This window comes from Silvania confinis (assembly GCF_025564085.1).
Lineage (GTDB): Bacteria > Pseudomonadota > Gammaproteobacteria > Enterobacterales > Enterobacteriaceae > Enterobacter > Enterobacter confinis.
On sequence record NZ_JAMGZJ010000076.1, the window covers coordinates 46,164 to 71,991 of the forward strand.

21 protein-coding genes are annotated in these 25,828 nt (G+C 58.2%); 7 read left to right on the top strand and 14 right to left on the bottom strand.

Features of this window, described 5'->3' with window-relative positions; all coding sequences use genetic code 11:
* Positions 1-25 precede the first annotated feature (25 nt).
* The 5 genes from M8013_RS12590 to M8013_RS12610 form a co-directional block, all read right to left on the bottom strand.
* Positions 26-2,197 carry a YgiQ family radical SAM protein gene (locus M8013_RS12590; protein ID WP_271268149.1) on the bottom strand — a complete coding sequence of 724 codons (2,172 nt, stop codon included), beginning with the start codon at positions 2,195-2,197 and terminating at the stop codon, positions 26-28.
* Positions 2,198-2,358: 161 nt separating this feature from the next.
* A complete protein-coding gene (ftsP, locus tag M8013_RS12595) occupies positions 2,359-3,771 on the bottom strand; it encodes a cell division protein FtsP (protein WP_271268150.1) in 1,413 nt (470 codons plus the stop codon).
* A gap of 59 nt (positions 3,772-3,830) precedes the next feature.
* Complete coding sequence (gene plsC / locus M8013_RS12600) at positions 3,831-4,568, bottom strand: 1-acylglycerol-3-phosphate O-acyltransferase (protein ID WP_271268151.1); 738 nt, start codon at positions 4,566-4,568, stop codon at positions 3,831-3,833.
* Between the two features lie 121 nt (positions 4,569-4,689).
* Positions 4,690-6,948: a DNA topoisomerase IV subunit A gene (gene parC / locus M8013_RS12605; RefSeq protein WP_271268152.1), complete on the bottom strand. Its 2,259-nt coding sequence runs from the start codon at positions 6,946-6,948 to the stop codon at positions 4,690-4,692.
* Positions 6,949-7,066: 118 nt separating this feature from the next.
* A complete protein-coding gene (locus M8013_RS12610; RefSeq protein WP_271268153.1) occupies positions 7,067-7,471 on the bottom strand; it encodes a YgiW/YdeI family stress tolerance OB fold protein in 405 nt (134 codons plus the stop codon).
* 150 nt (positions 7,472-7,621) lie between these two features.
* On the opposite strand from M8013_RS12610, the gene qseB reads away from it, so the two are divergent.
* From qseB to lysM, 5 genes are all read left to right on the top strand, one after another.
* On the top strand, positions 7,622-8,281 hold the full coding sequence (qseB, locus tag M8013_RS12615; protein WP_271268154.1) for a quorum sensing response regulator transcription factor QseB: 660 nt from the start codon (positions 7,622-7,624) through the stop codon (positions 8,279-8,281).
* Positions 8,278-9,627 (top strand): quorum sensing histidine kinase QseC, encoded by a 1,350-nt coding sequence (gene qseC, locus M8013_RS12620; protein ID WP_271268155.1) that lies wholly within the window; start codon positions 8,278-8,280, stop codon positions 9,625-9,627. The genes qseB and qseC overlap by 4 nt, the downstream gene beginning before the upstream one ends.
* A gap of 106 nt (positions 9,628-9,733) precedes the next feature.
* A complete protein-coding gene (locus tag M8013_RS12625; protein WP_271268156.1) occupies positions 9,734-10,315 on the top strand; it encodes an NAD(P)H-dependent oxidoreductase in 582 nt (193 codons plus the stop codon).
* 29 nt (positions 10,316-10,344) lie between these two features.
* Positions 10,345-10,659 (top strand): putative quinol monooxygenase, encoded by a 315-nt coding sequence (locus tag M8013_RS12630; protein ID WP_271268157.1) that lies wholly within the window; start codon positions 10,345-10,347, stop codon positions 10,657-10,659.
* A gap of 99 nt (positions 10,660-10,758) precedes the next feature.
* Entirely contained in the window at positions 10,759-11,199 is a 441-nt protein-coding gene (gene lysM / locus M8013_RS12635; RefSeq protein ID WP_271268158.1) for a peptidoglycan-binding protein LysM, read from the top strand.
* A gap of 38 nt (positions 11,200-11,237) precedes the next feature.
* Here lysM and M8013_RS12640 read toward each other — a convergent pair whose 3' ends face one another.
* The 3 genes from M8013_RS12640 to M8013_RS12650 are packed head-to-tail and all read right to left on the bottom strand — an operon-like array spanning position 11,238 to position 15,546.
* Entirely contained in the window at positions 11,238-12,425 is a 1,188-nt protein-coding gene (locus M8013_RS12640) for a glycoside hydrolase family 88 protein (protein WP_271268159.1), read from the bottom strand.
* 28 nt (positions 12,426-12,453) lie between these two features.
* Positions 12,454-13,707, bottom strand: a complete 1,254-nt coding sequence (locus tag M8013_RS12645) for an oligosaccharide MFS transporter (RefSeq protein WP_271268160.1) — start codon at positions 13,705-13,707, stop codon at positions 12,454-12,456.
* 30 nt (positions 13,708-13,737) lie between these two features.
* Positions 13,738-15,546 carry a DUF2264 domain-containing protein gene (locus M8013_RS12650; protein WP_271268161.1) on the bottom strand — a complete coding sequence of 603 codons (1,809 nt, stop codon included), beginning with the start codon at positions 15,544-15,546 and terminating at the stop codon, positions 13,738-13,740.
* Positions 15,547-15,712: 166 nt separating this feature from the next.
* Between M8013_RS12650 and M8013_RS12655 the strand changes: the two genes are divergently transcribed.
* Complete coding sequence (locus M8013_RS12655; protein ID WP_271268162.1) at positions 15,713-16,567, top strand: helix-turn-helix transcriptional regulator; 855 nt, start codon at positions 15,713-15,715, stop codon at positions 16,565-16,567.
* On the opposite strand, the gene M8013_RS12660 is transcribed toward M8013_RS12655, so the two are convergent.
* Genes M8013_RS12660 through M8013_RS12680 form a run of 5 tightly spaced genes read right to left on the bottom strand, consistent with a single transcriptional unit; the run spans position 16,541 to position 21,225 of the window.
* A complete protein-coding gene (locus tag M8013_RS12660; RefSeq protein WP_271268163.1) occupies positions 16,541-17,428 on the bottom strand; it encodes a MurR/RpiR family transcriptional regulator in 888 nt (295 codons plus the stop codon). The two genes, M8013_RS12655 and M8013_RS12660, sit on opposite strands and share 27 nt — an antisense overlap.
* A complete protein-coding gene (locus tag M8013_RS12665) occupies positions 17,425-18,372 on the bottom strand; it encodes an ABC transporter substrate-binding protein (RefSeq protein WP_271268164.1) in 948 nt (315 codons plus the stop codon). Before M8013_RS12665 ends, M8013_RS12660 begins: the two co-directional genes overlap by 4 nt.
* A gap of 14 nt (positions 18,373-18,386) precedes the next feature.
* Positions 18,387-19,439, bottom strand: coding sequence for a FecCD family ABC transporter permease (locus M8013_RS12670; protein ID WP_271268165.1), 1,053 nt, complete (start codon positions 19,437-19,439; stop codon positions 18,387-18,389).
* Positions 19,436-20,419 (bottom strand): FecCD family ABC transporter permease, encoded by a 984-nt coding sequence (locus M8013_RS12675; protein ID WP_271268166.1) that lies wholly within the window; start codon positions 20,417-20,419, stop codon positions 19,436-19,438. Before M8013_RS12675 ends, M8013_RS12670 begins: the two co-directional genes overlap by 4 nt.
* Positions 20,416-21,225 carry an ABC transporter ATP-binding protein gene (locus M8013_RS12680; RefSeq protein ID WP_271268167.1) on the bottom strand — a complete coding sequence of 270 codons (810 nt, stop codon included), beginning with the start codon at positions 21,223-21,225 and terminating at the stop codon, positions 20,416-20,418. Before M8013_RS12680 ends, M8013_RS12675 begins: the two co-directional genes overlap by 4 nt.
* A gap of 378 nt (positions 21,226-21,603) precedes the next feature.
* On the opposite strand from M8013_RS12680, the gene M8013_RS12685 reads away from it, so the two are divergent.
* Entirely contained in the window at positions 21,604-23,745 is a 2,142-nt protein-coding gene (locus tag M8013_RS12685) for a TonB-dependent siderophore receptor (protein WP_271268168.1), read from the top strand.
* 186 nt (positions 23,746-23,931) lie between these two features.
* Here M8013_RS12685 and parE read toward each other — a convergent pair whose 3' ends face one another.
* On the bottom strand, positions 23,932-25,824 hold the full coding sequence (gene parE / locus M8013_RS12690) for a DNA topoisomerase IV subunit B (protein ID WP_271268169.1): 1,893 nt from the start codon (positions 25,822-25,824) through the stop codon (positions 23,932-23,934).
* Positions 25,825-25,828 lie beyond the last annotated feature (4 nt).

Consider the following 25,828-nt stretch of genomic DNA (forward strand, 5'->3'; position numbering starts at 1 on the left):
ACCCCGGCGAGCCGGGGTTTTTCTTTTACGCTTTGCGATTCACGGGTTTCTTCGCACCTGCCGTCCCGTTCGAACGCTGATGCACAATCGGCGTGTGTTTGGTCAAGGCCGGACGCGTATTGCGGTTCTGGCGACGCGCTTCGCGCATCTCATCAAGCGTAGGCGAAGGCACCAGGCAGTCGCGACGTGAACCAATCAGATGCTTTTTACCCATATCTTCCAGCGCCTGACGGATCAGCGGCCAGTTTTTAGGATCATGATAACGCAGCAGCGCTTTATGCAGACGACGCTGTTTGTCACCTTTCGGCACCACCACATCTTCACTCTTATAACCAATCTTACTCAGCGGGTTCTTGCCGGTGTAATACATGGTGGTCGAGTTCGCCAGCGGCGATGGGTAGAAGTTCTGCACCTGATCCAGACGGAAGCGACGCTGTTTCAGCCACAGGGCCAGGTTCACCATATCTTCATCACGCGTACCCGGGTGCGCAGAGATAAAGTATGGGATCAGATACTGCTCTTTCCCGGCCTGTTTGGAGTAAGTGTCGAACAGCTCTTTAAAGCGATCGTAACTGCCCATGCCCGGCTTCATCATCTTCGACAGCGGGCCTTCTTCAGTATGCTCCGGGGCAATCTTCAGATAGCCGCCCACGTGGTGGGTTGCCAGCTCTTTGATGTAGCGCGGATCTTCTACTGCGATGTCATAGCGCACGCCGGAGGCGATCAGGATCTTCTTGATACCCTTCAGGTCTCGGGCGCGGCGGTACAGGTTGATCGTCGGCTCGTGGTTGGTGTCCATGTGCTCGCATATGCTCGGATAGACACAAGAGAGACGACGGCAGGTCTGCTCCGCACGCGGCGACTTACAGCGCAGCATGTACATGTTGGCGGTTGGGCCGCCGAGATCCGAGATAACGCCGGTAAAGCCCGGAACCGTGTCGCGAATGGCTTCGATCTCGTTGACGATCGACTCTTCGGAACGGCTCTGGATAATGCGCCCTTCGTGCTCGGTGATGGAGCAGAAAGAACAGCCCCCGAAGCAGCCGCGCATGATGTTGATCGAAAAGCGGATCATCTCATACGCCGGAATACGGCTATCACCATACGCCGGGTGCGGAATGCGCTTGTACGGCAGAGCGAACACGCTGTCCATCTCTTCAGTCGACAGCGGGATCGCCGGGGGGTTAACCCAGATATAGCGCTCACCGTGCTTTTGCATCAGCGCGCGCGCACAACCCGGGTTGGTTTCATGGTGCAGAATACGCGACGCATGGGCGTACAGCACTTTGTCGCCCTTCACTTTCTCGAAGGACGGCAGAAGCACGTAGGTTTTTTCCCACGGCTTGGGACGCGGCGGCTGCACGACAACGGCTTTCGCTTCGGCTTTCTTCGGCTCGACCGGTTTGTTATCCGCACACGGCAGATCGTCGCCATAAGGATGTGGGATCGGATCGATTTTGCCCGGCATATCAATGATGCGCGAATCGACGCCGCTCCAGCCCGGGAGCGCTTCTTTGACCATGATCGCCGTGTTACGCACGTCGCGAATGCTGGTTACCGGCTCACCCTGGGACAAACGGTGCGCCACTTCTACGAGCGGTCGTTCACCGTTGCCGAAGATCAGCATGTCAGCTTTGGAATCCACCAGCACCGAGCGGCGCACGGTGTCAGACCAGTAGTCGTAATGTGCGGTACGGCGCAGGCTCGCCTCGATGCCACCCAGGATGACCGGCACGTCATTCCATGCTTCTTTACAACGCTGGGTGTACACCAGTGTGGCGCGATCCGGACGCTTGCCCGCCAGGTTATCCGCGGTGTAGGCGTCGTCATGACGCAGCTTGCGGTCGGCGGTGTAGCGGTTAATCATTGAATCCATGTTGCCCGCGGTCACACCGAAGAACAGGTTCGGTTTGCCGAGGCGCATAAAATCATCTTTGGTGTTCCAGTCCGGCTGGGAAATGATCCCGACGCGAAAACCCTGGGCTTCCAGCATACGGCCACAGATCGCCATGCCAAAGCTCGGGTGGTCGACGTAGGCGTCGCCCGTCACCAGAATAATGTCGCAGCTGTCCCAGCCCAGTTGGTCCATCTCTTCACGGGACATCGGCAGGAATGGCGCCGGTCCAAAACAGGCTGCCCAGTACTGGGGCCAGGAGAAGAGGTCTCGATCCGGCTGGATCAAGGATATTGCGCTCATAATGCTTCCGAAGAAAAAATAATCAAAAGGGCGGGGATTATACGCTGGATCAATACGGGAATTGAAGGAGTATTGTGCGGGATTGTTTGTGCCCGGTGGCGCTGCGCTTACCGGGCCTACGGGCCTGTAGGCCGGGTCAGGCGAAGCCGCCACCCGGCGATTTACGGTGCCGGATTGACCAGCAGCTGACCCACCGAGCCCCGGTCCATCATCTCCAGCGTCTGGCTGTGGAACAGGAACGGGAAGTGCGGCCACGACGGTTGGCCATAATAAACCAGCAGTTCGACCTGCCCATCGATCCAGACGGTGTCTTTCCAGCCTCGGTCTTCCGGGAACGGCATCGCCCCGTTGACGTTGCGCACGAGGAAGCTGACCCCTTCGATATGGAACGCCTGCGGCATTTCGGCGCGCACGGTCCAACGCTCCCACGTGCCCTGTTGGGCAGTGATATCAATGCGGTTGACGTCCCACAGCTGGCCGTTAATGCCCGGATCGTCGCCGAGGCTGATATCGCGGCTGCGTACCGGGGTACCGCTTAGGATCTCTTCCGGCAGCAGGCGCAGCGGTAGGGTGTCAGTCACCAGCGGCAGCAGGCCGGTTGGACGCAGGGTCAGCACCAGCGTCGAGACCAGAATGCTCGACGGCTCAAAGAAGCCGCGCAGCCGGTCAACGATGCTCGCCGCTTCGCCACAGGTAATCGACACTTCATCGCCGTTGGTCATATCTACCAGGATTTCGCGTCGCTCGCCCGGAGCCAGTGCCAGCTGTTTCACCGGGACGGGGGCGGGTAAAAAGCCCTGATCGCCAGCGATCACGTGCAGCGCACGGCCGTCACTCATCTGCAGTTGATAGCGACGCGAGTTAGAGGCATTCAGCAGGCGCAAACGCACCCAGCCGCGGGAGACTTCGACATACGGACTTTGCGCGCCGTTGACCAGCAGCGTATCACCGACAAACCCGCCGCTGCCCGGCTCGCTGTACTCCGGCGTACCGAAGTTATCCAGACGCTTATCCTGAATAATGACCGGGAAGTCGTCCACGCCGTAGTGGTTGGGGATCGGCAGCGATTTACTGATCTCATCCTCCACCAGCCACATGCCCGCCAGGCCGTTGTAGACCTGCTGCGCGGTGCGGTTTGGGGTGTTGGCGTGATACCAGAGGGTGGCCGCGTTCTGGCGAACGGGCAGGACCGGCGCCCAGTCGGCGCTCGGGGACATCATACGCGGCGCACCGCCCTTGAGCGGGCCAGGCACCTGCAAACCGCTGATGGTCATGGCGACGTTTTCCGTCAGGCGGTTGCTGTAAATCAGCTTTACGTCATCGCCTTTCCAGACGCGGATCGTCGGGCCGAGGTAGCGCCCGTTAATCCCCCACGCATAAGCGCGCGTCCCCTGGGTAAAGGTCCAGTGGGTACGCTGCATCGTCAGGAACAATGGCTGTCCACGACGGGATTCGAGTAACGGCGGAATGGGCAGCGGCTGTTGCTGCCCGGCGGCGTTTGCCCTCAGCGGAACCGCACCTGCACATAGGGCGATCCCCGATGCCTGAATAAACTGACGGCGACTGAGTGACATATTAGCTCCATGTATAAACGTACTAACCACGCGGGAATTCGTTTTCCCTTCTTGCCGGCTTAAACCTTGCCAGCGGCTTCGCGCTCTGCGACTTCTTTATCAAGCTCAGCGATTTTATTGAGCATGATTTCACGGCAATGCGCCGCCAGCTCCCGCACCTGGTCTTTACCGTACTGGCTGACATCAACCGGCGGCAGCATCTCAACAATCGCCAGGCCATTGTTCAGGCGGTTAAGATTAATCTTATTCGATGTGGAGGAAACACACACCGGAATAATCGGTACGCCGGCTGCAATTGCGGCATGAAACGCGCCGGTTTTGAACGGCATCAGGCCACGCCCACGGCTGCGGGTGCCTTCCGGGAACATCCAGATAGAAATTCTGCGCTTCTTAAAATGGTTAACCACTTCGGCGATAGTGCTATGCGCTTTGGTGCGGTTGTTACGATCGATCAGCAGGTTGCCGGTCAGCCAGTAGAGCAGGCCGAAGAACGGTACCCACAGCAGACTCTTTTTGCCCACGGTGACGGTTGGTGGCAGTACGATTTTTGCAGCGGTGACCATATCGTAGTTATTTTGATGGTTACAGATATAGATAGCGTTGCCAAACTTCTCTGCCCCTTCCGGCAGTCGGGTCTCGACTTTCAAACCAAACAGCGGTGCCATACGGCCAAACATACGGCCAAAGGTGGAGACGTGCTTCGGATTACGCGGACTGAACAGGCAGTAAATGCAGCCGAAGAAACAGACCAGGATGCAGTAGATAACAACCAGGATTAAACGAACGATTAATAGCATAGCGACCTCTAAAACCCGAACAGCTGACAATTATACTGCAACTGTATTCGGGTAACTGCTTTGTTTTTATAACGGATGTGTTGACGACAACCCCCGCCTGAACGGCGGGGGAGAAACGAGATTACGCGTCGTCTTCGCTCGCTGTGCCGCGATGTGGAGAGTCGATCTCCAGTCGATCAATACGCTGCAAACCGCGCATCAACGAACCTTTACGTCCACGTTCGCCCGCCACTTTCTGCAGCTCTTCCGGGCGGAGTTTGATTTTGCGTTTACCCACGTGAAGGGTCAGGGTGCTCTGCGGTGGCAGAATCAAGAGATGCGCCAGACTGTCTTCTCCTGATGCGGCGTCCGCCGTAGCGATGTTGATGATCTTGTTGCCTTTGCCTTTCGACAGCTGCGGAAGATCGCTCACCGGGAACATCAGCATCCTGCCTGCGGCCGAGATCGCCAGCAGCATGTGGCTCTCGTCCTCAATCAGTAGCGGCGCCATCACGCGGGCGTTATCCGGCAGGCTGATTAACGCCTTGCCCGCGCGGTTACGCGACACCAGATCGTTAAAGGTACAGATAAAACCGTAGCCCGCATCGGAGGCCATCAGCAGCTTCTGCTCATCACCTTCCATCAGCATATGTTCAACCGTTGCACCCGGCGGCAGCGTCAGCTTGCCGGTCAGCGGCTCGCCCTGCCCGCGCGCCGACGGGAGCGTAATCGGATCGATGGCGTAGCTGCGCCCGGTGGTGTCGATAAACGCCACCGGCTGGTTGCTCTTGCCTTTCACTGCGGCTTTGAAACTGTCGCCCGCTTTGTAGCTTAAGCCCGGCGCGTCGATATCGTGACCTTTGGCGCTACGTACCCAGCCGCTTTGTGACAGCACAATGGTCACCGGCTCGGATGGCTGCATGTCATGCTCGCTCATCGCTTTCGCTTCTTCGCGCTCGTGCAGCGGAGAACGACGATCGTCGCCGAAAGCCTCAGCATCGGCCTGCAGCTCTTTCTTCAGCAGGTTACTCATCTTGCGCTCGGAAGCGAGGATCGCCTGCAGCTGATCGCGTTCTTTCTCCAGCGCGTTCTGCTCGCCGCGAATTTTCATCTCTTCCAGTTTGGCGAGATGACGCAGCTTCAGTTCGAGGATCGCTTCAGCCTGGGTTTCGCTGATGCCAAATCGCGACATCAGCGCCGGTTTTGGCTCATCTTCACCGCGGATGATCTCAATGACTTCGTCGATATTGAGGAACGCCACCAGCAAACCTTCGAGGATGTGCAGGCGCTTGAGCACTTTCTCCAGACGATAGTCCAGACGACGACGCACGGTATCGCGACGGAACGCCAGCCATTCGGTGAGGATCTCCAGCAGGTTTTTCACCGACGGGCGACCATCCAGGCCGATCATGTTCAGGTTGATGCGGTAGCTTTTTTCCAGATCGGTGGTGGCGAACAGGTGATTCATCACCGGCTCCATGTCCACGCGGTTAGAGCGCGGGACGATCACCAGCCGGGTTGGGTTCTCGTGATCGGATTCGTCACGCAGATCGTCGACCATCGGCAGCTTTTTATTACGCATCTGGGCGGCGATTTGTTCCAGCACTTTGGCACCGGAAACCTGATGCGGCAGCGCGGTGATCACGACCGCGCCGTCCTCTTTGGTCCACACCGCGCGCATGCGCACCGAACCGCGACCGTTCTGGTAGATTTTGCGGATTTCGGCTCGCGAGGTGATGATTTCGGCTTCGGTCGGGTAGTCCGGCCCCTGTACAATATCCAGCACTTCATCGAGAGTCGTGTTCGGTTGTTCGATCAGGGTGATCGCCGCTTTCGCCACTTCGCGCAGGTTGTGCGGCGGGATATCCGTCGCCATACCGACCGCGATACCGGTGGTGCCGTTCAGCAGAATGTTCGGCAGGCGCGCAGGCAGCATTTTCGGCTCCTGCATGGTGCCGTCGAAGTTTGGCACCCAGTCGACGGTGCCCTGGCCCAGTTCACCGAGCAGCAGTTCGGCATATTTGGACAGACGGGATTCGGTATAACGCATTGCCGCGAACGACTTAGGATCGTCCGGTGCCCCCCAGTTGCCCTGGCCGTCGACCAGCGGATAGCGGTAGGAGAACGGCTGTGCCATCAATACCATCGCTTCGTAGCAGGCGCTGTCGCCGTGCGGATGGTATTTACCGAGTACATCACCCACGGTACGGGCGGATTTCTTGAATTTTGCGCTGGCGCTCAGACCCAGTTCGGACATCGCATAAACGATGCGGCGCTGAACCGGTTTCAGGCCATCGCCGATAAACGGCAGTGCCCTGTCCATGATCACGTACATGGAATAGTTCAGATAGGCGTTTTCAGTAAATTCATGTAGCGCGAGGCGCTCTGCCATATCGCTCATTAAATGGGATCCCTCAACTCAGAAACCAGTTGGTTTCAGGCAATATTGCCGCAGATACTACCCTATCTGGCGAGTTGAGTCACAAAGAAAAGGGCCGCGAAACCGGCCCTTTCTCAGCTTATTTATTCACTTTGGTGATCTGTTTCACTTCGATTTCAAACTCGTTCCAGTCCTTATCGACTTTGCCCTGGAGCTCGACCTGAGCCTGCGGGCTGACGGTCTGACCATTCCAGTGTTTGGTGTCGATTTCGACTTCGACCGTGCCGCTGGCGTCGCGGAACAGGTAACGGTCATCAGACAGGCGCTCGACGATATTGCCGCGCAGTTTCACCCAGCTGTTGTCTTTCAGATCTTTGGCTTTTACCGCCGTGGTCAGATTGGCGTTGGCGTCAACGAAGCCGCCCGGTTGGGTCGCGGTTTGCGTGGATGGTGCAGCCGACGGACCGGTAAATCCGCCCTGAGCGGCAAACACCGGCGCGGTGGTGATCATCATAATGGCAGCCATTGCAGCGAATTTTTTCATCGGTAATTCTCCCTTTCAACGTGTTTAGATGTCCATTACACAGGGTAAACCTTAACGAATTCTTAAGCCGAAAATTTAATTTTTTTTGCTGTACAGCGATGACTCCGCAGAGGTTTACTGCCCTGTAAATGGCGATCATAAGGAGAGGGAATGCGTATTTTACTGGTAGAGGACGATCGGCTTATCGGCGACGGCATTAAGGTCGGGCTGAGTAAAATGGGCTTTCTCGTCGACTGGTTTACCGACGGCCCCACCGGCAAAAGCGCCCTCTTCTCTGCGCCCTACGATGCGGTGGTGCTGGATCTTACCCTGCCCGGACTCGATGGGCTGACGATCCTGCGCGAATGGCGCGAGAGCGGGCGCAGCGAACCGGTGCTGATCCTCACCGCCCGCGACGCGCTCGACCAGCGGGTGGAGGGGTTGCGCCTTGGGGCCGATGATTACCTGTGCAAGCCGTTTGCCCTGATCGAAGTGGCCGCCCGCCTGGAGGCGCTGGTGCGCCGCAGCCACGGTCAGACCCGCCGCGAACTCCAGCACGGCAAGGTGAGGCTCGACCCGGTCGCCATCACCGCCACCCTCGACGGCGAGACGCTGACCCTGAAACCAAAAGAGTTCGCCCTGCTGGAGCTGCTGATGCGTAATGCCGGGCGCGTGCTGCCGCGCAAGCTTATCGAAGAGAAGCTCTACAGCTGGGATGACGATGTCTCCAGCAACGCCGTGGAAGTCCACGTTCATCATCTGCGCCGCAAGCTCGGCGCGGGCTCTATCCGCACCGTGCACGGTATCGGTTATACCCTGGGAGAGGCATGAAACTGACGCAACGTTTGAGCCTGAAGCTGCGCCTGACCCTGCTGTTTTTACTGCTGGCGCTGGGGGCGTGGTGTGCCGCCAGCGTGGTGGCCTGGCAGCAGACCAGCCATAAGCTCGATAAGCTGTTCGACACCCAGCAGATGCTGTTTGCCAAACGGCTGATGGCGATGGATCTCAGCACCCTGAACGGCACCGTTCAGGTACGCGACATGCCGAAGAAGGCCAAAAACGGCCATCTGGACGATGACGCGCTGGCGTTTGCTATCTATTCCCGCGACGGAAAAATGCTGCTGCATGACGGAGAAAACGGCCGGGATATTGCCTGGCACCCGGGTCGCGACGGCTTTGATGACGGCTACTTGCAGGGGGATAACGACGAATGGCGGTTTCTGTGGCTGACAGCGCCCGACGGCAATACCCGCATCGTGGTCGGTCAGGAGCGCGAGTACCGTCAGGAGATGGCGCTGGATATCGTTACGTCGCAGCTGACGCCGTGGCTGGTGGCGCTGCCGGTGATGCTGTTGCTGCTGGTTGTGCTGCTCGGCCGCGAGCTACGTCCGCTGAAAAATCTGACGCAAAACCTGCGCCACCGCGCCCCGGATGCCACCGACCCGTTGACCACCACGGGACTGCCGGGCGAGGTGCGCCCGCTGGTGGAGGCGCTGAACCATCTTTTCACCCGCACCCGGGAGGCGATGCTGCGCGAGCGGCGCTTCACCTCCGATGCCGCCCACGAACTGCGTAGCCCCCTGACGGCGCTGAAGGTACAGACCGACGTCGCGCTGCTGTCGCAGGACGATCCGCAGGCGCAGGAAAAAGCGCTGATGCAGCTGCACGCGGGTATCGATCGCGCATCCCGGCTGGTGGAGCAGCTCCTGACCCTGTCGCGGCTGGACTCGCTGGCGAATCTCGACGAAATCGAGCCGATCCCGATGGCCGATCTGCTGCAATCGGCGGTGATGGACAGCTATCATCCGGCGCAGCAGGCGGGTATTGAGATCCGCCTGACGCTCAACGCCCCGCAGGCGCGACACGTCGGGCAAGCGCTGCTGCTGAGCCTGCTGGTACGTAATCTGCTGGATAACGCCGTCCGTTACAGCCCGCGCGGTAGCGTGGTGGATGTCACGCTCGACACGCACAGCTTTAGCGTGCGGGATAACGGGCCGGGGATCGCTCCCGAAGCCCTTGCGCGCGTTGGCGAGCGCTTTTATCGCCCGCCGGGCCAGCAGCAAACCGGCAGCGGGCTGGGTTTATCCATCGTCAAGCGGATTGCCGCCCTGCACCGGATGACGGTGTCGCTTAGCAATATCGACCGCGGGGGGTTTGAAGCGCGGATTGGCTGGTAGGGTGATTATTGCGCTCAGAGCAAAAGACTTTACACATTTTGCTCATTTTACCGCCCCGCTGTCGCGCGTAGAATCGTCGCCATACTCTTTCCTGCAAGGTCACATTATGAGCAACATTCTGATTATCAACGGTGCGAAGAAATTCGCGCACTCCAACGGCCAGCTGAATGACACCCTGACCGAGGTCGCGGACGGGTTCCTGCGCGACGCCGGACATGATGTTAAGGTCGTGCGTACCGACGGCGAGTACGATATCAAAGCCGAAGTGCAGAACTTCCTGTGGGCTGACGTGGTTATCTGGCAGATGCCGGGCTGGTGGATGGGCGCGCCGTGGACCATTAAAAAATACATGGACGATGTCTTTACCGAAGGTCATGGATCGCTGTACGCCAGCGATGGCCGCACCCGCTCTGACGCCTCAAAAAAATACGGTTCAGGCGGCCTGATTCAGGGTAAAAAATACATGCTCTCCCTGACCTGGAACGCCCCGATGGATGCGTTCACCGATGAAGACCAGTTCTTCCACGGCGTGGGCGTTGACGGTGTCTATCTGCCGTTCCACAAAGCCAACCAGTTCCTCGGAATGGAAGCGCTGCCGACCTTTATCACCAACGACGTGATCAAAATGCCGGACGTGCCGCGCTATATCGCAGAATACCGCAAGCATCTGACGGAAATTTTTGCTTAACTGGAAGCTGGAATCATAAGGAGTGGACCATGCTTACCGTAATTGCTGAAATCCGTACCCGCCCTGGCCAACATCACCGTCAGGCGGTGCTGGATCAGTTTGCAAAAATTATCCCGGCCGTTTTAGACGAAGCAGGCTGCCACGGCTACGCGCCGATGGTCGACACTGCCGCAGGCGTCAGCTTCCAGACCACCGCCCCGGACTCAATCATCATGGTTGAGCAGTGGGAAACCGTGGCCCACCTGGAAGCCCACCTGCAAACCCCGCACATGAAAGCGTGGAGCGAAGCGGTGAAAGGGGACGTTCTGGAAACCCATATCCGTATTCTGGAGCAAGGGGTTTAAGTTTTGTAGTAACGCCGGGCGGCACTGCGTTTGCCCGGCCTGTTTTTGATCCTACCTGCTATGCTTAGAGTCTTACGTGTTTGCTAACCGGAGGACGAAATGGGTATTTTCAGCTTCGTAAAAGAGGCAGGTGAAAAACTGTGGGACAACCTGACGGACCACAAAGGGCAAAGCGATAAAGTCGCAGACCATCTTAAAAAACTCAATATACCGGGTGCCGATAAGGTGCAGGTCAATGTGACCGACGGTAAAGCCAGCGTCACCGGCGACGGGCTGACGCAGGAACAGAAAGAGAAAATCCAGATTGCCGTGGGGAATATCGCGGGCGTCAGCGAGGTGGAAAACAATATCACCGCCAGCGACACCAGCGGCGAAGCCACCTACTACCAGGTGAAATCCGGCGACACCCTCAGCGCCATCTCAAAAACCGTGTATGGCGATGCCTCGCAGTACAACAAAATCTTTGAAGCTAACCGGCCTATGCTCTCGAGCCCCGATAAAATTTATCCCGGGCAGACGCTGCGTATCCCGAAAGCCTGATCGTTGCGGCCCTCTCCTTACAAAGAGGGCCGTTCTGTTTACCAGTACAGCTTCCAGCTCTGAGTACAACGCACCAGCGCTTCGACGTAGAAATAATCCCCCCAGCTGGCGCACTCATCCACGCCCTTATTGCTGGCCAGATGGTAAACCGAGTGCTTCAGCACGCCGTTACCTTTCTCCGTTTTGCCCATCAGATAGTGCTTCGTCAACGAGGACATAATGCCCTGCGCCCACGCCTGATAACGCTCTCTGTCCGGGTCGGTGACCGGCAGATGTTTCACCAGCTCCAGCAGGCCGCACACCGCAATCGCCGCTGAAGAAGCGTCGCGCAGCGCGTCGGTGCCCACCAGCGCCAGATCCCAGTGGCAGACGTAATCTTCCGGCAGACGGTTGAGGAAGTAATTCGCCAGCCGTTTCGACAGGGCGATCATCGTTTCGTCGCCGGTGTAGATATAGCTCAGCAGGAAACCATAAATCCCCCACGCCTGACCGCGCGACCAACAGGAGTCGTCCGCATAGCCCTGCTGGGTATTGCCATAGCGCGGCGCGCCGGTTTTCACATCCATATAGTAGGTGTGGAAGGTCGACGCGTCTTCGCGGATCAGGAATTGCGCCGCCTGCATCACGTGGGCTTGCGCCGCATCAGCAAAGCGCGGATCGCCGGTCTGCTCGGTTGCCCAGTACAGCAGCGGCAGGTTCATGTTGCAGTCGATGATCATCCGTCCGGCCTGCTCGGGATCGCTCAGATCGCCCCACGCCTGGATGATCTTCGCCTTCTCATGGAAGCGTTCAAGCAGTGCTTCAGCCGCCAGTAGCGAGAAACCCCGCGCCTCGCGGTCGCCAGTCAGTCGCCAGGCCGCCACGCAGGAGAGCGTGTACAAAAAGCCAAGATCGTGGGTGTTAGTGTCGTTGCGACTGGCGATCCGCACGCCAAACGAACGGGTGTGTTTTTCCGCCATCGCGCGGAATTTCTCGTCGCCGCTCATCTCCCACGCCAGCCACAGCTGCCCGGTCCAGAAGCTGGTGGTCCACTCGACGTTTTCGGTCAGCGGATAGTACCCGTCCTGACAGGTTTCGGCCGGGAACTGCTCACCGAACTCGGTTAAATGACGGCTAATCAGCTCAAGAATGTGGCTGCGTGCGGAACGTAATTCGTCGTTGAACGCACGTGCCTCGACCGGGACAGGAATATCAGCCAACGGCTCCAGGGCGATATGATTTAACATTTTTCGGTTCCTTCTTTGACGGCAAAAATTAATGTGATGAAGGTTGTTCTGCTACGTTCAGCGTCCGGGTGCCGCGCCATTTGCTCTGACAGGCCGACAGCGTAAAGGCAGAGATAACCGTAAAGGTCAGCGCCGTTGCGCCCATGATGATATAGGTCTGCTCGAAGCCGATGCGGTCATACATATAACCCGCCGGGGATGACACCACCACGTTGCCGACATACAGCATCGCCTGATAGCCCAATAAATACATGGTGGCGTTAACGCGTTTATCGAAATGCTCGGCGATATATTTAAATACCGATACCAGCAGCAGACATATTTCCAGGCCGTAAAGCGGTTTCAACACCGAAATTAACAGATGGGAATCGCACATCCCGGAAATAATCAGTCGTGCACCGACAATCAGGCCGACGATTAATAACCCGCGCTTAGCACCTATAAAGTTGACGAACAGCGGGATCACCATATACATCACGAATTCCATGCCAGACTGGACGGTACCCAGATAGCCAAACACCGCATTGCCCTGATGAATATCGTCGAAGAAGGTGACGAAATAGCGGGAGAATTGCTGTTCGGCGATAAACATCATCCACGCCACCCCCGCTACGTACAGGCAGAAGGCCCAGAACTTGCGGCTGCGCAGCAGAGCGTAGACGTCTGACGGGGCGATTTTGTCTTTGGTCAGCACCTCGTCAGCATGAACGGAGTTAGTGTTCACTTTCAGGTTTAACAGGACGATCAGCATGATGACCGAGGCCACGCTGCCCATAATAAAGTTGTACGACGGTGAGAGGTTAAACAGCAGGCCCGAGAACGAGGACGCCACCGCCCAGCCCAGCGATCCCCACATGCGGATCTGGCCAAACTCCATGCCATTAAGGCGGCTGAAGCGATCGGAATAGGACTCGCACGCCGCCACGCCCGCATACCAGGCAAAGCTTAAATAGAGCGCGCCGATAATAATCCCCAGTAAGGTGTTGGACATTAACAGCGGCTGGTAAACATAGATAAAGAACGGGGCCATCAGGGCCGACATCGCCACCACGAAATAGAGCAGATATTTGCTCATGCCGATCTTATCCAGAATATAGCCGTAGATCGGTTTCAGGATCACCGAGAAGATGCCGTTCACCGCAAATACAGTGCCAATCACCGAGCCGCTGAGATTGGCTTTTTGTCCGAGCCAGATGGCCAACAGGCCAATACTGGCGGACCAGGTAAAGAAATAGAGAAAAATAAAACTGCTGATTTTGTAATATTCAGTTTTGTTACTCATACCATCCTCGCCGATATTCAGGTCCAGGGCTTATAAAAAGAACGACAGCTGACGTTCGCTTCCAGGCTGATGAATAACGGCCTGGTTATTGTTGATTTCGAGCTGCGGGCTTACCGCCGATTGACTCGCATTCGCGCAGGCCATCACCGCGCAGCACAGCCAGCTTTCCCCTTGCGGGAGCGTGGTGGTGAGCACCGGTATTGAGGCACATTCTGCAAACATGATGCTGCTGTTCGGCGGGGTGACGATGCTGTCAGGCTCGCGGGTAATGGCCGGTGAGAGATCGACGATCGCGCTACTGCCGTTGGCGGCGTTCAGCCAGCTGCCGCGCCTGAGCCGCTGATGCTCGGTTTTGGTAACCGCAAAACCCCCCTCAACCGTTTGCAGGGTGCGGGCACTGTTGATGCGGTGCAGGCGCAGATGCCACTCGCCGAACGGCACCAGCCAGGTGTCAATCGTGACGTCCTGCCACGGCGACCAGCGCGAGAAGATGTAGTTTTCATCCACCCTCACCTGCTCGCACTCACGGCGGCCGCGGAAGTAGTTATCGCCATCTGCCAGCAGCAGCATCGAGTCGCAGGCGGCGTGCTTAATACCAAAGCGCCCGCGCTCGATGGTGAAACCAAAGCGGCTGGAGTAGGCAAATTTGGTGTATTTCGCCTCGGTGTTGACGTAGTTGTTCAGCTCCAGCTGTCCGGCGGTGAGCATGGTCACGTGGTCAGCCTGCATCAGGATCTGCTGGGCGTGCGGGATCACGCGCTTTTCGGCCAGCGCTGGCAGCGGTTGTTCTTGTGCCTGCCAGAACGGATGCGTGTCCGGCAGCGCCAGGATCAGGTAGGTTTTCAGCGCCCAGTACGGCGAGCCCGGCGAGTTGTAGTCCTCACACATCGCCAGATTTGGGTAAGCAAAGCCGAGGGTTAGAATCCCGTCGCGATCGGTAATCGGCTGCTGCTGCCACCAGCGCAGATGACGGAGGATCACCCCTTTCACAATCCCCGGGGTGAAGACATCCAGCCCGGAAAAGGCCACCGCGCTCCAGAAGGCAACCATTGCAAAGCGATAGGTCAGGCTACGACCAAACGGCACCGAGGCACCGTCGGCAGCAGACAGGTAAATAAAGTCTTCGGCGAACTGGCGCGAACGCTGGCGCAGGATGTTAGCGCGCGCCTCATCGCCGCTCAGGGTGGCGTAGATCAACCCATAGAAGTGAAACGCCATCGAGATGTAATAATCTTTCGGACGGCCCACACCGTCGGAATACCAGCCATCGCCCAGGTAGTAGGCGTCGATCATCGCAAAGCGACGGTCGATGGCCTGCTGGTCGTAGGGCAAACCGGCGCGCTTAAAGCCGAGCTGGACCATGATGGCGAAGTAGTTCCAGTTGCTGTCCGGCATCTGCGCATCAGTGATTTGGTTCAGCCACGCGTGCAGGTTGGCGAGTTCCGGTTCGCTAAAGTGCGCCGTGAGCTTGTCCTGCAGCAGCGTCAGCCCCAGGCCATAGGCCGCCATCTCCACCAGCCGCTGATCGTAAGGCTGGGTTTCACCCCAGTAGCCCGGGCTTTGTGGATCGGTACCGATTTTGATCGCCGCGAGGTATTTGTCGCTGTACGGCGTGCTGTCGCCCGCCGCCATCAGCGGAAACAGGCCCCACAGCACCCGGGATAATCCTTCCATTTGCGCCACGTCGGTGGCGTAGTGCGCGCAGGTATCGCCCAGCGAAAAGCGGGAACTGCCCGCCGGAAACTGCCGGTCTACCGCCGCCAGCAGGGTGTTCAGGGCCGCCACCAGATCCTGACGGGTAGACAACGGATTTGATTTTTCTTTCTGTGCCGCCAACATGCGCTCGTCCTCGTAATCAACTGCGGCAAAGAATAGTGAATCAGCAAGGGGCAGAAATGTTAGCCCGGTCACACGCGTGAGAGATGAATAAACCGGCAATTGAGGAAATTTAAAAAGGTGGTTTATAAAGGGCAAGGGAAAGGGAAAAGTTGAGTTTTATTGCACTATGCGCCACACGCCAACTGCGGAACATCTTGAACTTATAACGCTGAATGACACCCTCGTGTCGTTCAGCCGCCTGTTCGCCAACACCGTGCGTTATCACCACTGGCACCAGTGCCTGGAGATCCTGTACGTCGAAGAGGGCTTTGGCATCGCGATTGTCGATAACCGCCACTACACCATGCGCCCGGGTCGGCTGTTTTTCTTTCCCCCCTTTACCCTGCACAAGGTGATGGTCGATCCCCAGGCCGAAGCGAACTACCGGCGCACCATCATTCACCTCGACCAGCATGCGGTGCTGAAGGCATTACGTGATTTTCCCCAGACCCAGCAGCGGCTGCAAAAGCTGTCTCAGCGCGGAGGAGAAGCGTGGGTGGCGGATATGGCCCACTGCCATGGCCATCTCAATCATCTGTTTAGCTGCTATCAGCCGCCGATGAACAGCGAGCAGGTGGCCGGTCTGCTGATCGGCCTGTTTGCCATGCTGCCGCACGATGATAAAGGGCAAACCGGTAACAGTCAGGGGATCGCCAGCCAGGTGATGTTCTGGCTCGATGAGCACTACCGGCAGAAATTCAGCCTCGATGCGTTGGCAGGTGAACTGGGGAAATCGCGCAGCTACGTGTCGCGAAAGTTCCATGCAGAAACGGGCGAGAAAATTCACGATTATCTGAATACGCTGCGGCTGCGCAAAGCCTGCGAAAGCCTGCTGCACTCTGATGCCAGCGTGCGCGACATCGCCGCGCGGGTGGGGTTTTCGGATGTGACGTACTTTATCAGCGCCTTCAAAAAGGGCATCGGCGAGACGCCCTTACAGTACCGGAAGAATCACCTAAGCACTCTTCTTCCCCGGCTTTAAGCCGCGATGGAATTCATTGATACGCTTGATGGATTTAATACTGCGCTGCGGCGCAGTGGACGCCACCGACAGTACGATCATCTCCAGGCACAACAGCACCGTTCCGTGCAGCGGGATTTTGCCTTTTTCGCCGCCGCGCGGCACGTGGATCACCACGTTCGCTTCTTTGCTAAAGCGGGAATCCAGCGCGTTGGTCAGCAGTATGGTCGGAATGCCCAGCCGCTTCGCCTCACGTAGCGTCGTTTGCCCCTCGCGATGGGCGGATTTCTGCGCCATCATCACCAGCACGTCGCCGCGCTGTAGGGCAATAAGTTGCTCAGCCAACCCGATCCCGGTGCGGTTGAGCGGTGTGGCGGGCAGCCCCATGCGGCTGAACATGCGGGCGGTGTATTCCGCCAGAACCCCCGACGCGCCAATGCCAAAAATGGCCACCTGACGCGCTTCGCTCAGCAATGCCACCGCCTGCGCCATCGCGTAACGATTGCCCGGCTCAGACAACACCTCGCAGGTGTGCTGATGGCCTTCCAGCACAAAATCGATGCTGGAGTTGACGTCGCTGGTCAGAATATTGACCGTGGTGGAGATCTTTTCGCTGGAGCTGACCGCCGGGCCAAACCAGTGCTCCAGCGTTTGCTTCAGATCGCGCAGCCCGGCAAACCCCAGCGCCTGGATGGCCCGCACCACGGTGGCATCGGAGGTTTTAAGCTGCCCGGCAATTTCCATCGCCGTTTGCTCCATCACCGCTTCGCGGTTCTCATTGATGTACGTGGCGACCTGATTCAGGCGCGGCGTCAGCTGGTGCGCGCGGGCGCGAAAGCGATCGCCATACACATCCACGCGCGATTTATCTTTGCGGATCATTTCGCCTCCGGCAGCGGACGGCCTGCGATCTGCGATTGCACCTGCGCCGCCATTAAGCCCAGCGAGGCGAAGGAGTTGGAGATCGCCTCTTCACGCGAGATCAGCACGTAATGTCCGGTGCGGCAGGCGTTGAGGAACTGGCACCAGCCGGGCATTACCGCCTCCATCGCCGCCAGCTCGTCCTGCGGCTTGCCGCCGGTATCGCCGCGCCAGGTGGCGAAGACAAAATCAGCGTCCAGCTCCGGCAGGCGCTCGGCGCTCACGTCGATCCGCCCGCCTTCCGGGATGCTATCGATCAGCGGCGGGAAGGTAAATCCGGCGTCACGTAGCACCCGGCCCAGCGAATGGTAGCTGTGCATGGCGGTGATTTTTCCCTGGTTGGCCTGAATCACGGAGACGGAGATCTTGCGGGCATCGAGGGTGGCCTTCAGCGCTTTGATCTGTTCCTGGTAGCGGCGTTGCAGAATGCTCAGCCGCGCCTGGGTACCGGTCAGCTGCGCCAGCTTGCGATAGATTTCCGGCGCGCCGCCGTCCAGATGATCGATACTGACCGTCGGGGCGATACGCGCCAGTTGCGCCACCGGCGTGTTGCGGGTCGGCTCGGTGATGATCAGATCCGGCCTGGCGGCGGCAATGGCTTCAATATCAATATCCGCCGTGCCGATAAACTTAATGTCAGAATTATCAAAGTCGACCCCGGTCAGCATTCCGCTGGATCGAATAAAATGGCTGCCGTCCGGGCGCGTGCGTCCGTGGCTGGCGATGGGCGGAACCCCCAGCTCAATCAGCGGGATGGTGATGTCGAGATCGTGCAGCGACACGATGCGTTTCGGGTGGGTGGGCACTTCCACCGCGCGGCCTAAATCATCGGTAAATGTCTGAACAGGTTGTGCCGCGCCGACGGAAAACCCCGCCAGCAGTAGCATCGATAACAGTATGCGCATCGCGCTTTCCCCTTTTAAAAGCGATCCCGACGCTGCCAGAGCAGCACCAGGAAAAACGGCCCGCCAATCAGCGAGACAATAATGCCCGCGGGCAGCTGCAGCGGCAAAAACGCCAGCCGCCCGAGGTTATCCGCCAGTACAACCAGCAGTGCGCCCAGCGTCGCACTGCCTGCGAGCAGCGTGGCCTGGCCGCCGCGCAGTAAAAATCGCGCCATGTGCGGGGCGATCAACCCGACAAATCCGATGCTGCCCACGCAGGATACGCAGGCCGCGGTCAGTAACACCGGGGCGATGACCTGCAGCAGCGCCAGCCGGGCAGTGCGCACGCCCAGCCCGGTGGCGGCCTGGTGGCCCAGCAGCGCCACATCTGCCGCGCGGGCGGTGAACAGCAGCAGTGCAAAGGCGGGAAGCGCCCAGCCAGCCGCCACACCCACCAGCGTCCAGTTAGCCGCATGCAGGCTTCCGGCCAGCCACAGCAGTGCGGTCTGCACGTCGCGCACGTCGGCTGTGGTCATAAAGACCCCGATGCCCGCCGCAAACGCCCACGACACGCCAATACCCACCAGAATAAAGCGCGGACGGGAGATATCCCGGGCCAGCAGCAGAACCAGCAGCGCCGTTAACAAACCACCCGCCATCCCAATGACCGGACGCCAGACCACGCCCAGCGACGGGAACTGAAAAATCAGCAGTAACACCGCCACGCTGCAGCCTTCTTTCACGCCAATCAGACCGGGATCGGCCAGGCCGTTGCGGGTGATGGACTGCATCGACGCCCCCGCCACCCCCAGCATTGCGCCACACAGCAGCGCCATCAGCAGGCGCGGCAGCCGAATATCTTCAACGATATAGCGTGCGTCAACGCTCAGCGCATCCGGATAAAGCAGCCCGCGCGCTATCGCCGACGTGGGGATTGGCAGCGACCCCTGAATCAGGCCGTACAGCATCATGCCCAGCACCAGCAGGACCAGTACCGCCAGCACAAGCAGCGCCTTAGGGCGAACCACAGCACAAAAGCGACCAACGCGCAGCGGACGCAGGCCCGCGCGCAGGATTGCCCGGCTCATTTAAAAATCCTCGTCGCCATAATGATAAACACCGGGGCACCCACCAGCGCAGTTACCACGCCGGTCGCCAGCTCATGCGGCGCAAACAGCGTTCGGGCGGCGATATCAGCCAGCAGAAGAACCAGCGCCCCGCAGCAGGCTGACAGCGGCATCAGCACCCGTAAATCGACCGACACCAGACGGCGGATAATCTGCGGCACCACCAGGCCAATAAAACCAATCGGCCCGGCCACCGACACCGCCGCGCCGCAAAGCAGCGCAATCGCCAGCAACGCTAAAATACGCGTGCGCATCAGAGAAACGCCCAACCCCTGCGCCATGCGGTCGCCCAGCGCCAGCATGTTCAGCGACGGGGCCAGCCCGATGGCAAGCACAAAGCCAATGGCGGACACCCAGGCGGCGGTGCGGGTCGCAGCCCAGTTTAGCCCCGCCAGATCGCCCGCCAGCCAGGTGCGCATCGCCAGCAGGGTTTGTTCATCGAGGATCAGCACCGCAGCGGTCATTGACGAGGCAAATGCCGACAGCGCGACCCCGCAAAGGGTGACTTTCATCGGCGTCAGCCCGGTTCGTCCGGCAGACGACAGGCCAAACACCAGCAAAAATAGCGCTCCCGCTCCGACCGCGGCAATGATCGGGCGACCCACAGGCAGCGTCAGCCCCAGCGCGCTGGTCATCACCACCGCCAGGGCCGCACCGGCGTTGAGGCCCAGAATATGCGGCTCGCCAAGAGGATTGCGGATCACCGCCTGCAATAGCACGCCCGCCACGCCCAGCGCGGCCCCAATCATCAGAGCAGCAGTCAGACGCAACAGGCGCAGATTGATAATCACGTTATGGTCAAAGCTGCGCGGATCGAACGCGACAAAGGCCTGCACCACGGTCTGCGGAGGAATAAAACGCGCGCCAATACCAAGATGGACAATCGCGCCCAGCAGCAGCAGGCCGATGAATACAGCAGACGCCAGGCTGGTGCGCATCATGCCTTTCCGCTACGTCGAAACGGCAGAAAGAACGGTTTCCCGGTGAGTGGATTGATCGACATGTGTACGTCAACGTCGAACACCGCGCCGATCAGTTCAGGCGTACAAACATCGTCTTCGTTGAGCACGCCCTGCACTTTCCCCTCGCGTAAAAAGACCAGCGTATCGCCGTAGTTCACCGCAAAGTTGAGATCGTGTAACACCACCACCACGGTACGCCCATGGTGACGGGTTAAATCGTGCAGAAGCTCGAGGATTTCAACCTGATAGCGCAGGTCAAGGAAGGTGGTCGGTTCATCAAGCAGGATATAGGGGGTGTTTTGCGCCAGCGCCATCGCAATCCAGCAGCGCTGGCGTTGACCGCCGGAGAGGCTTTCGACAGGGAGATGAGCATAATCGAGCGTGCCGGTTAAGCGCAGCGCCTCTTCCACCGCCTGTTCATCGGCATCGGTCCACTGGCGCATAAAGTTTTGCCACGGAAATCGCCCGCGCGCGACCAGCTCAAAAACCGTCAGCCCTTCGGGCAGCAGCGGTGACTGCGGCAAAATGCCGAGCTGACGCGAAACCGCTTTAGTGGGCTGGTGATGAATGGCTTTGCCATCGAGCAGTACCGTACCGCCCATCGGCTGCAGCAGACGCGCAATCGTACTGAGCAGCGTGGATTTCCCGCAGCCATTCGCCCCCACCAGCACGGTCATTTTCCCGGACGGAATGGTGAGGGAAATCCCCTCAATGATGATTGTTTTCTGATAGCCAGCAGAGAGGTTGTCGAGCCTCAGTCCCTGCTCTGTCGCGTTTTGAGCCACGTGTGTGCCAACTTAATCCAGTTACAGACAAATAAAAATAAAACTCATTCTCATACGATTTTGCCGCTGGGCCATGTAGTAGTCAAGGGGATAAACACCCTGGAAAAAGCAGGGGTAAATATCACTACATTGCCCAGGAGTAATATTAATTATTGGTTATTTTTCAATTTGTTAATTGGATATTCATTTAGGAGTATGTCGGGCATTCTGGCTGTAGCTGATTTTTGCTTTTTTCCATTTACTACTACATTTCCGCGTGGTTGAATGATTCTCAATTACATACCCGCACCCACTCAGGCGAACGGGTAGCGCTGTACGGGCAATGACACACCAGCTTCACCCGCGAGCATTCGCAGGGTATTTCGGGATAACGATTAAATGCTTAAGTTCACACCTTCCTTCTCTGGGGTAAAAGGGCGCGCGCTCTTTTCACTGCTGTTTATCGCGCCGCTGGCGCAGTCAGCAGAAAAAACAACGACAAAAGACGGCGAGACGTTAACCGTTATCGCCACACCCGGCGCCAGGACCGAAGCCACAAACGGCTATCAGCCGCTGAATACCTCCACTGCCACGCTGACCACTATGCCGATGCTGGATATTCCGCAGGTGGTGAATACCGTGAGTGACGAGGTGCTGGAAGATCAGCATGCCACTACGCTTGACGAGGCGCTGTATAACGTCAGCAACGTGGTGCAAACCAACACCCTGGGCGGCACTCAGGATGCGTTCGTGCGCCGGGGTTTTGGTGCCAACCGCGACGGCTCAATCATGACTAACGGGCTGCGTACCGTGCTACCACGCAGCTTTAACGCCGCGACCGAGCGCGTGGAGGTGCTGAAAGGCCCGGCGTCCACGCTGTACGGGATCCTCGATCCGGGCGGTCTGATCAACGTGGTCACCAAACGCCCGGAAAAAACGTTCGGCGGGTCTGTCTCTGCGACGTCCACCAGCTTTGGCGGCGGTACCGGGCAGCTGGATGTCACCGGCCCGATTGAGGGCACGCGGCTGGCCTATCGCTTGACCGGTGAATATCAGGATGAAGACTACTGGCGCAGTTTCGGCAAAGAGCGCAGCACCTTTATCGCCCCCTCGCTGACCTGGTTCGGCGACGATGCGACCGTGACGGTGCTCTATTCCCATCGCGATTATCAGGCCCCGTTCGATCGCGGAACGATCTTCGATCTCAGCACCAAAAAGCCGGTCACTGTCGATCGTAAAACCCGTTTTGACGAGCCGTTTAACATTACCGACGGCGAGTCGGATCTGGCGCAGCTGAACGCGGAATACCGCCTGAACAGCCAGTGGACCGCCACATTCGACTACAGCTTTAGCCAGGACAAATATACGGATAATCAGGCCCGCGTGATGGCCTATGATTCTGCCACCGGTAACCTGACGCGGCGCGTAGACGCCACCCAGGGATCGACCCAGCGTATGCACTCTACCCGCGCAGATCTGCAGGGGAATGTTGATATCGCCGGGTTCTACAATGAGATCCTGACCGGTATCTCCTATGAGAATTACGATCTGCTGCGTACGGATATGATCCGCTGTAAGAACGTGAAAGGGTTCAATATCTATAACCCGTCCTACGGCAGTCTGGATAAGTGTACGACCGTGTCTGCCGCCGACAGCGACCAGACTATTCAGCAGGAAAGCTACTCCGCCTATGTGCAGGATGCGCTGTATCTGACGGATAAATGGATTGCGGTCACCGGGATCCGCTATCAGTCGTATACCCAGTATGCGGGCAAGGGCCGTCCGTTTAACGTCAATACCGACAGCCGCGATGACCAGTGGACGCCGAAAGTCGGCCTGGTGTACAAAGTCACCCCTGCGATGTCGCTGTTCGCTAACTATTCGCAAACGTTTATGCCGCAGTCGTCCATTGCCAGCTATATCGGCAATCTGCCGCCTGAAACGTCAAATGCTTACGAAGTGGGTGCTAAGTTTGACCTGTTCGACGGCGTAACCGCCAACATCGCCCTGTTTGATACCCACAAACGCAACGTGCTGTACACCGAAAGCATCGGTGACGAAACCTATGCCAAAACCGCCGGCCGCGTACGGTCGCGGGGCGTAGAAATGGACGTGGCAGGTTCGTTGACCGAGAACACCAACCTTATCGCCAGCTATGGCTACACGGATGCTAAAGTCGAGGAAGATCCAGACTACGCGGGCAAACCACTGCCTAACGTGCCGCGCCATACCGGATCGCTGTTCCTGACTTACGATATTCAGAATGTGTATGCCGGGAATACGCTTACGCTTGGCGGCGGCGGGCACGGCGTGAGTCGTCGCTCAGCCACTAACGGCGCGGACTATTATCTGCCGGGCTACTTTGTCGCGGACGCTTTTGCGGCTTATAAGATGAAGTGGCAGTACCCGGTGACGCTGCAAGTGAACGTGAAGAATCTGTTTGATAAGACTTACTACACGTCGTCGATTGGCACCAATAACCTGGGCAACCAGATTGGCGATCCGCGCGAAGTGCAGTTTACGGTGAAGATGGATTTCTGATGTTAGTGCGGGTTGCCAGGGCGGCGGCGATTGAGCCGCCATGGCACGTTCACCGGTTTGGTCATTCCAGAGAAGTAATGAACGTAAAGTGAAAGGAACCACCACCGAAGCCGTATGCTCCCCCTCACCCCGGCCCTCTCCCTAAATGGAGAGGGAGCCAACCGTGCCAATTTTTTGTGGGATCCCTCAGCCTTCGATGTCCGCCAGATCGCCTTTCTCCTGCAGCCAGTTGCGGCGGTCTTCCGAACGCTTCTTGGCCAGCAGCATATCCATCATGGCGTTGGTTTGCTGCTCATCTTCGTCGCTGATAATCAGCTGCACCAGACGGCGGGTGTTCGGGTCGAGCGTGGTTTCGCGCAGCTGAAGCGGGTTCATCTCGCCCAGCCCTTTAAAGCGCTGCACGTTCGGTTTGCCCTTCTTACGCTTAAGCTGATCCAGCACGCCGGCTTTCTCTTCTTCCGTCAGCGCGTAATAGACCTCTTTACCGAGATCGATACGGTACAACGGCGGTAACGCCACGTGGACATGGCCGTGCTTCACCAGCGCGCGGAAGTGCTTCACAAACAGCGCGCACAGCAAGGTGGCAATGTGCAGACCATCGGAGTCCGCATCCGCGAGAATACAGATCTTGCCGTAGCGCAGCTGGCTCAGATCATCGCTGTCCGGATCCATGCCGATCGCCACGGAAATGTCGTGTACTTCCTGCGAAGCCAGCACTTCATCGGAAGAGACTTCCCAGGTATTGAGGATCTTACCTTTCAGCGGCATGATCGCCTGAAATTCCCGATCGCGCGCCTGCTTGGCCGAACCGCCGGCCGAGTCCCCTTCGACCAGGAACAGCTCGGTGCGATTCAGATCCTGCGCGGTGCAGTCCGCCAGTTTACCCGGCAGCGCTGGGCCGCTGGTGAGCTTTTTACGCACCACTTTCTTGGCCGCACGCATCCGGCGCTGGGCGCTGGAGATCGCCAGTTCCGCCAGCATTTCTGCGATCCGAATATTCTGGTTCAGCCACAGGCTAAAGGCATCTTTCACCACGCCAGAGACGAAGGCCGCACACTGACGTGAAGACAGACGCTCTTTGGTCTGCCCGGCAAACTGCGGATCCTGCATCTTGACCGACAGCACGTAAGCGCAGCGATCCCAGATATCTTCCGCCGACAGCTTCACGCCGCGCGGCAGGATATTGCGGTATTCGCAGAACTCACGCATCGCATCCAGCAGGCCCTGACGCAGGCCGTTGACGTGCGTGCCGCCCTGCATGGTCGGGATCAGGTTAACGTAGCTTTCGGTCAGCAGCTCGCCGCCTTCTGGCAGCCACAGCAGCGCCCAATCCACTGCCTCGGTATCACCGGAAAAGTTCCCGATAAACGGTCGTTCCGGCAGGGTTGGCAAGCCGTTCACCGCTTCGCACAGATAATCGGTCAGGCCATCCTGATAACACCAGCGCTGTTCGCTGTTGTTGACCTCATCCTTAAAGGTGATTTCAACCCCAGGGCATAGCACCGCTTTGGCTTTCAGAATGTGCGTTAAGCGCGAAACAGAGAAACGCGGGCTATCAAAGAAGCTTTCATCCGGCCAGAAGTGGACGCTGGTGCCGGTATTGCGTTTACCGCAGGTACCAATGACCTGCAACTCTTGCACTTTATCGCCGTTCTCAAACGCAATGTTGTGCACCTGGCCGTCGCGGCGCACGGTCACTTCAACACGTTTTGACAGGGCGTTGACCACGGAGATACCGACCCCGTGCAAGCCACCTGAGAACTGGTAATTTTTATTGGAGAATTTTCCGCCCGCGTGCAGGCGACAGAGGATCAGCTCAACCGCCGGGACACCCTCTTCCGGGTGGATATCGACGGGCATGCCGCGACCGTCGTCAATGACTTCCAGCGACTGATCGGCATGCAGGATCACGTCAATGCGTTTGGCATGACCCGCCAGCGCTTCGTCCACGCTGTTATCAATAACTTCCTGGCCCAGATGGTTTGGGCGCGTGGTATCGGTATACATCCCCGGACGGCGGCGAACCGGCTCAAGCCCGGTGAGTACCTCAATGGCATCAGCGTTATAGGTTTGCGTCATGATT

Coding starts and splice junctions, on each gene's coding strand:
- M8013_RS12590 (WP_271268149.1), bottom strand. CDS start 2,197: ATGAGCGCAATATCCTTGATCCAGCCGGATCGAGACCTCTTCTCCTGG.
- ftsP (WP_271268150.1), bottom strand. CDS start 3,771: ATGTCACTCAGTCGCCGTCAGTTTATTCAGGCATCGGGGATCGCCCTA.
- plsC (WP_271268151.1), bottom strand. CDS start 4,568: ATGCTATTAATCGTTCGTTTAATCCTGGTTGTTATCTACTGCATCCTG.
- parC (WP_271268152.1), bottom strand. CDS start 6,948: ATGAGCGATATGGCAGAGCGCCTCGCGCTACATGAATTTACTGAAAAC.
- M8013_RS12610 (WP_271268153.1), bottom strand. CDS start 7,471: ATGAAAAAATTCGCTGCAATGGCTGCCATTATGATGATCACCACCGCG.
- qseB (WP_271268154.1), top strand. CDS start 7,622: ATGCGTATTTTACTGGTAGAGGACGATCGGCTTATCGGCGACGGCATT.
- qseC (WP_271268155.1), top strand. CDS start 8,278: ATGAAACTGACGCAACGTTTGAGCCTGAAGCTGCGCCTGACCCTGCTG.
- M8013_RS12625 (WP_271268156.1), top strand. CDS start 9,734: ATGAGCAACATTCTGATTATCAACGGTGCGAAGAAATTCGCGCACTCC.
- M8013_RS12630 (WP_271268157.1), top strand. CDS start 10,345: ATGCTTACCGTAATTGCTGAAATCCGTACCCGCCCTGGCCAACATCAC.
- lysM (WP_271268158.1), top strand. CDS start 10,759: ATGGGTATTTTCAGCTTCGTAAAAGAGGCAGGTGAAAAACTGTGGGAC.
- M8013_RS12640 (WP_271268159.1), bottom strand. CDS start 12,425: ATGTTAAATCATATCGCCCTGGAGCCGTTGGCTGATATTCCTGTCCCG.
- M8013_RS12645 (WP_271268160.1), bottom strand. CDS start 13,707: ATGAGTAACAAAACTGAATATTACAAAATCAGCAGTTTTATTTTTCTC.
- M8013_RS12650 (WP_271268161.1), bottom strand. CDS start 15,546: ATGTTGGCGGCACAGAAAGAAAAATCAAATCCGTTGTCTACCCGTCAG.
- M8013_RS12655 (WP_271268162.1), top strand. CDS start 15,713: ATGCGCCACACGCCAACTGCGGAACATCTTGAACTTATAACGCTGAAT.
- M8013_RS12660 (WP_271268163.1), bottom strand. CDS start 17,428: ATGATCCGCAAAGATAAATCGCGCGTGGATGTGTATGGCGATCGCTTT.
- M8013_RS12665 (WP_271268164.1), bottom strand. CDS start 18,372: ATGCGCATACTGTTATCGATGCTACTGCTGGCGGGGTTTTCCGTCGGC.
- M8013_RS12670 (WP_271268165.1), bottom strand. CDS start 19,439: ATGAGCCGGGCAATCCTGCGCGCGGGCCTGCGTCCGCTGCGCGTTGGT.
- M8013_RS12675 (WP_271268166.1), bottom strand. CDS start 20,419: ATGATGCGCACCAGCCTGGCGTCTGCTGTATTCATCGGCCTGCTGCTG.
- M8013_RS12685 (WP_271268168.1), top strand. CDS start 21,604: ATGCTTAAGTTCACACCTTCCTTCTCTGGGGTAAAAGGGCGCGCGCTC.
- parE (WP_271268169.1), bottom strand. CDS start 25,824: ATGACGCAAACCTATAACGCTGATGCCATTGAGGTACTCACCGGGCTT.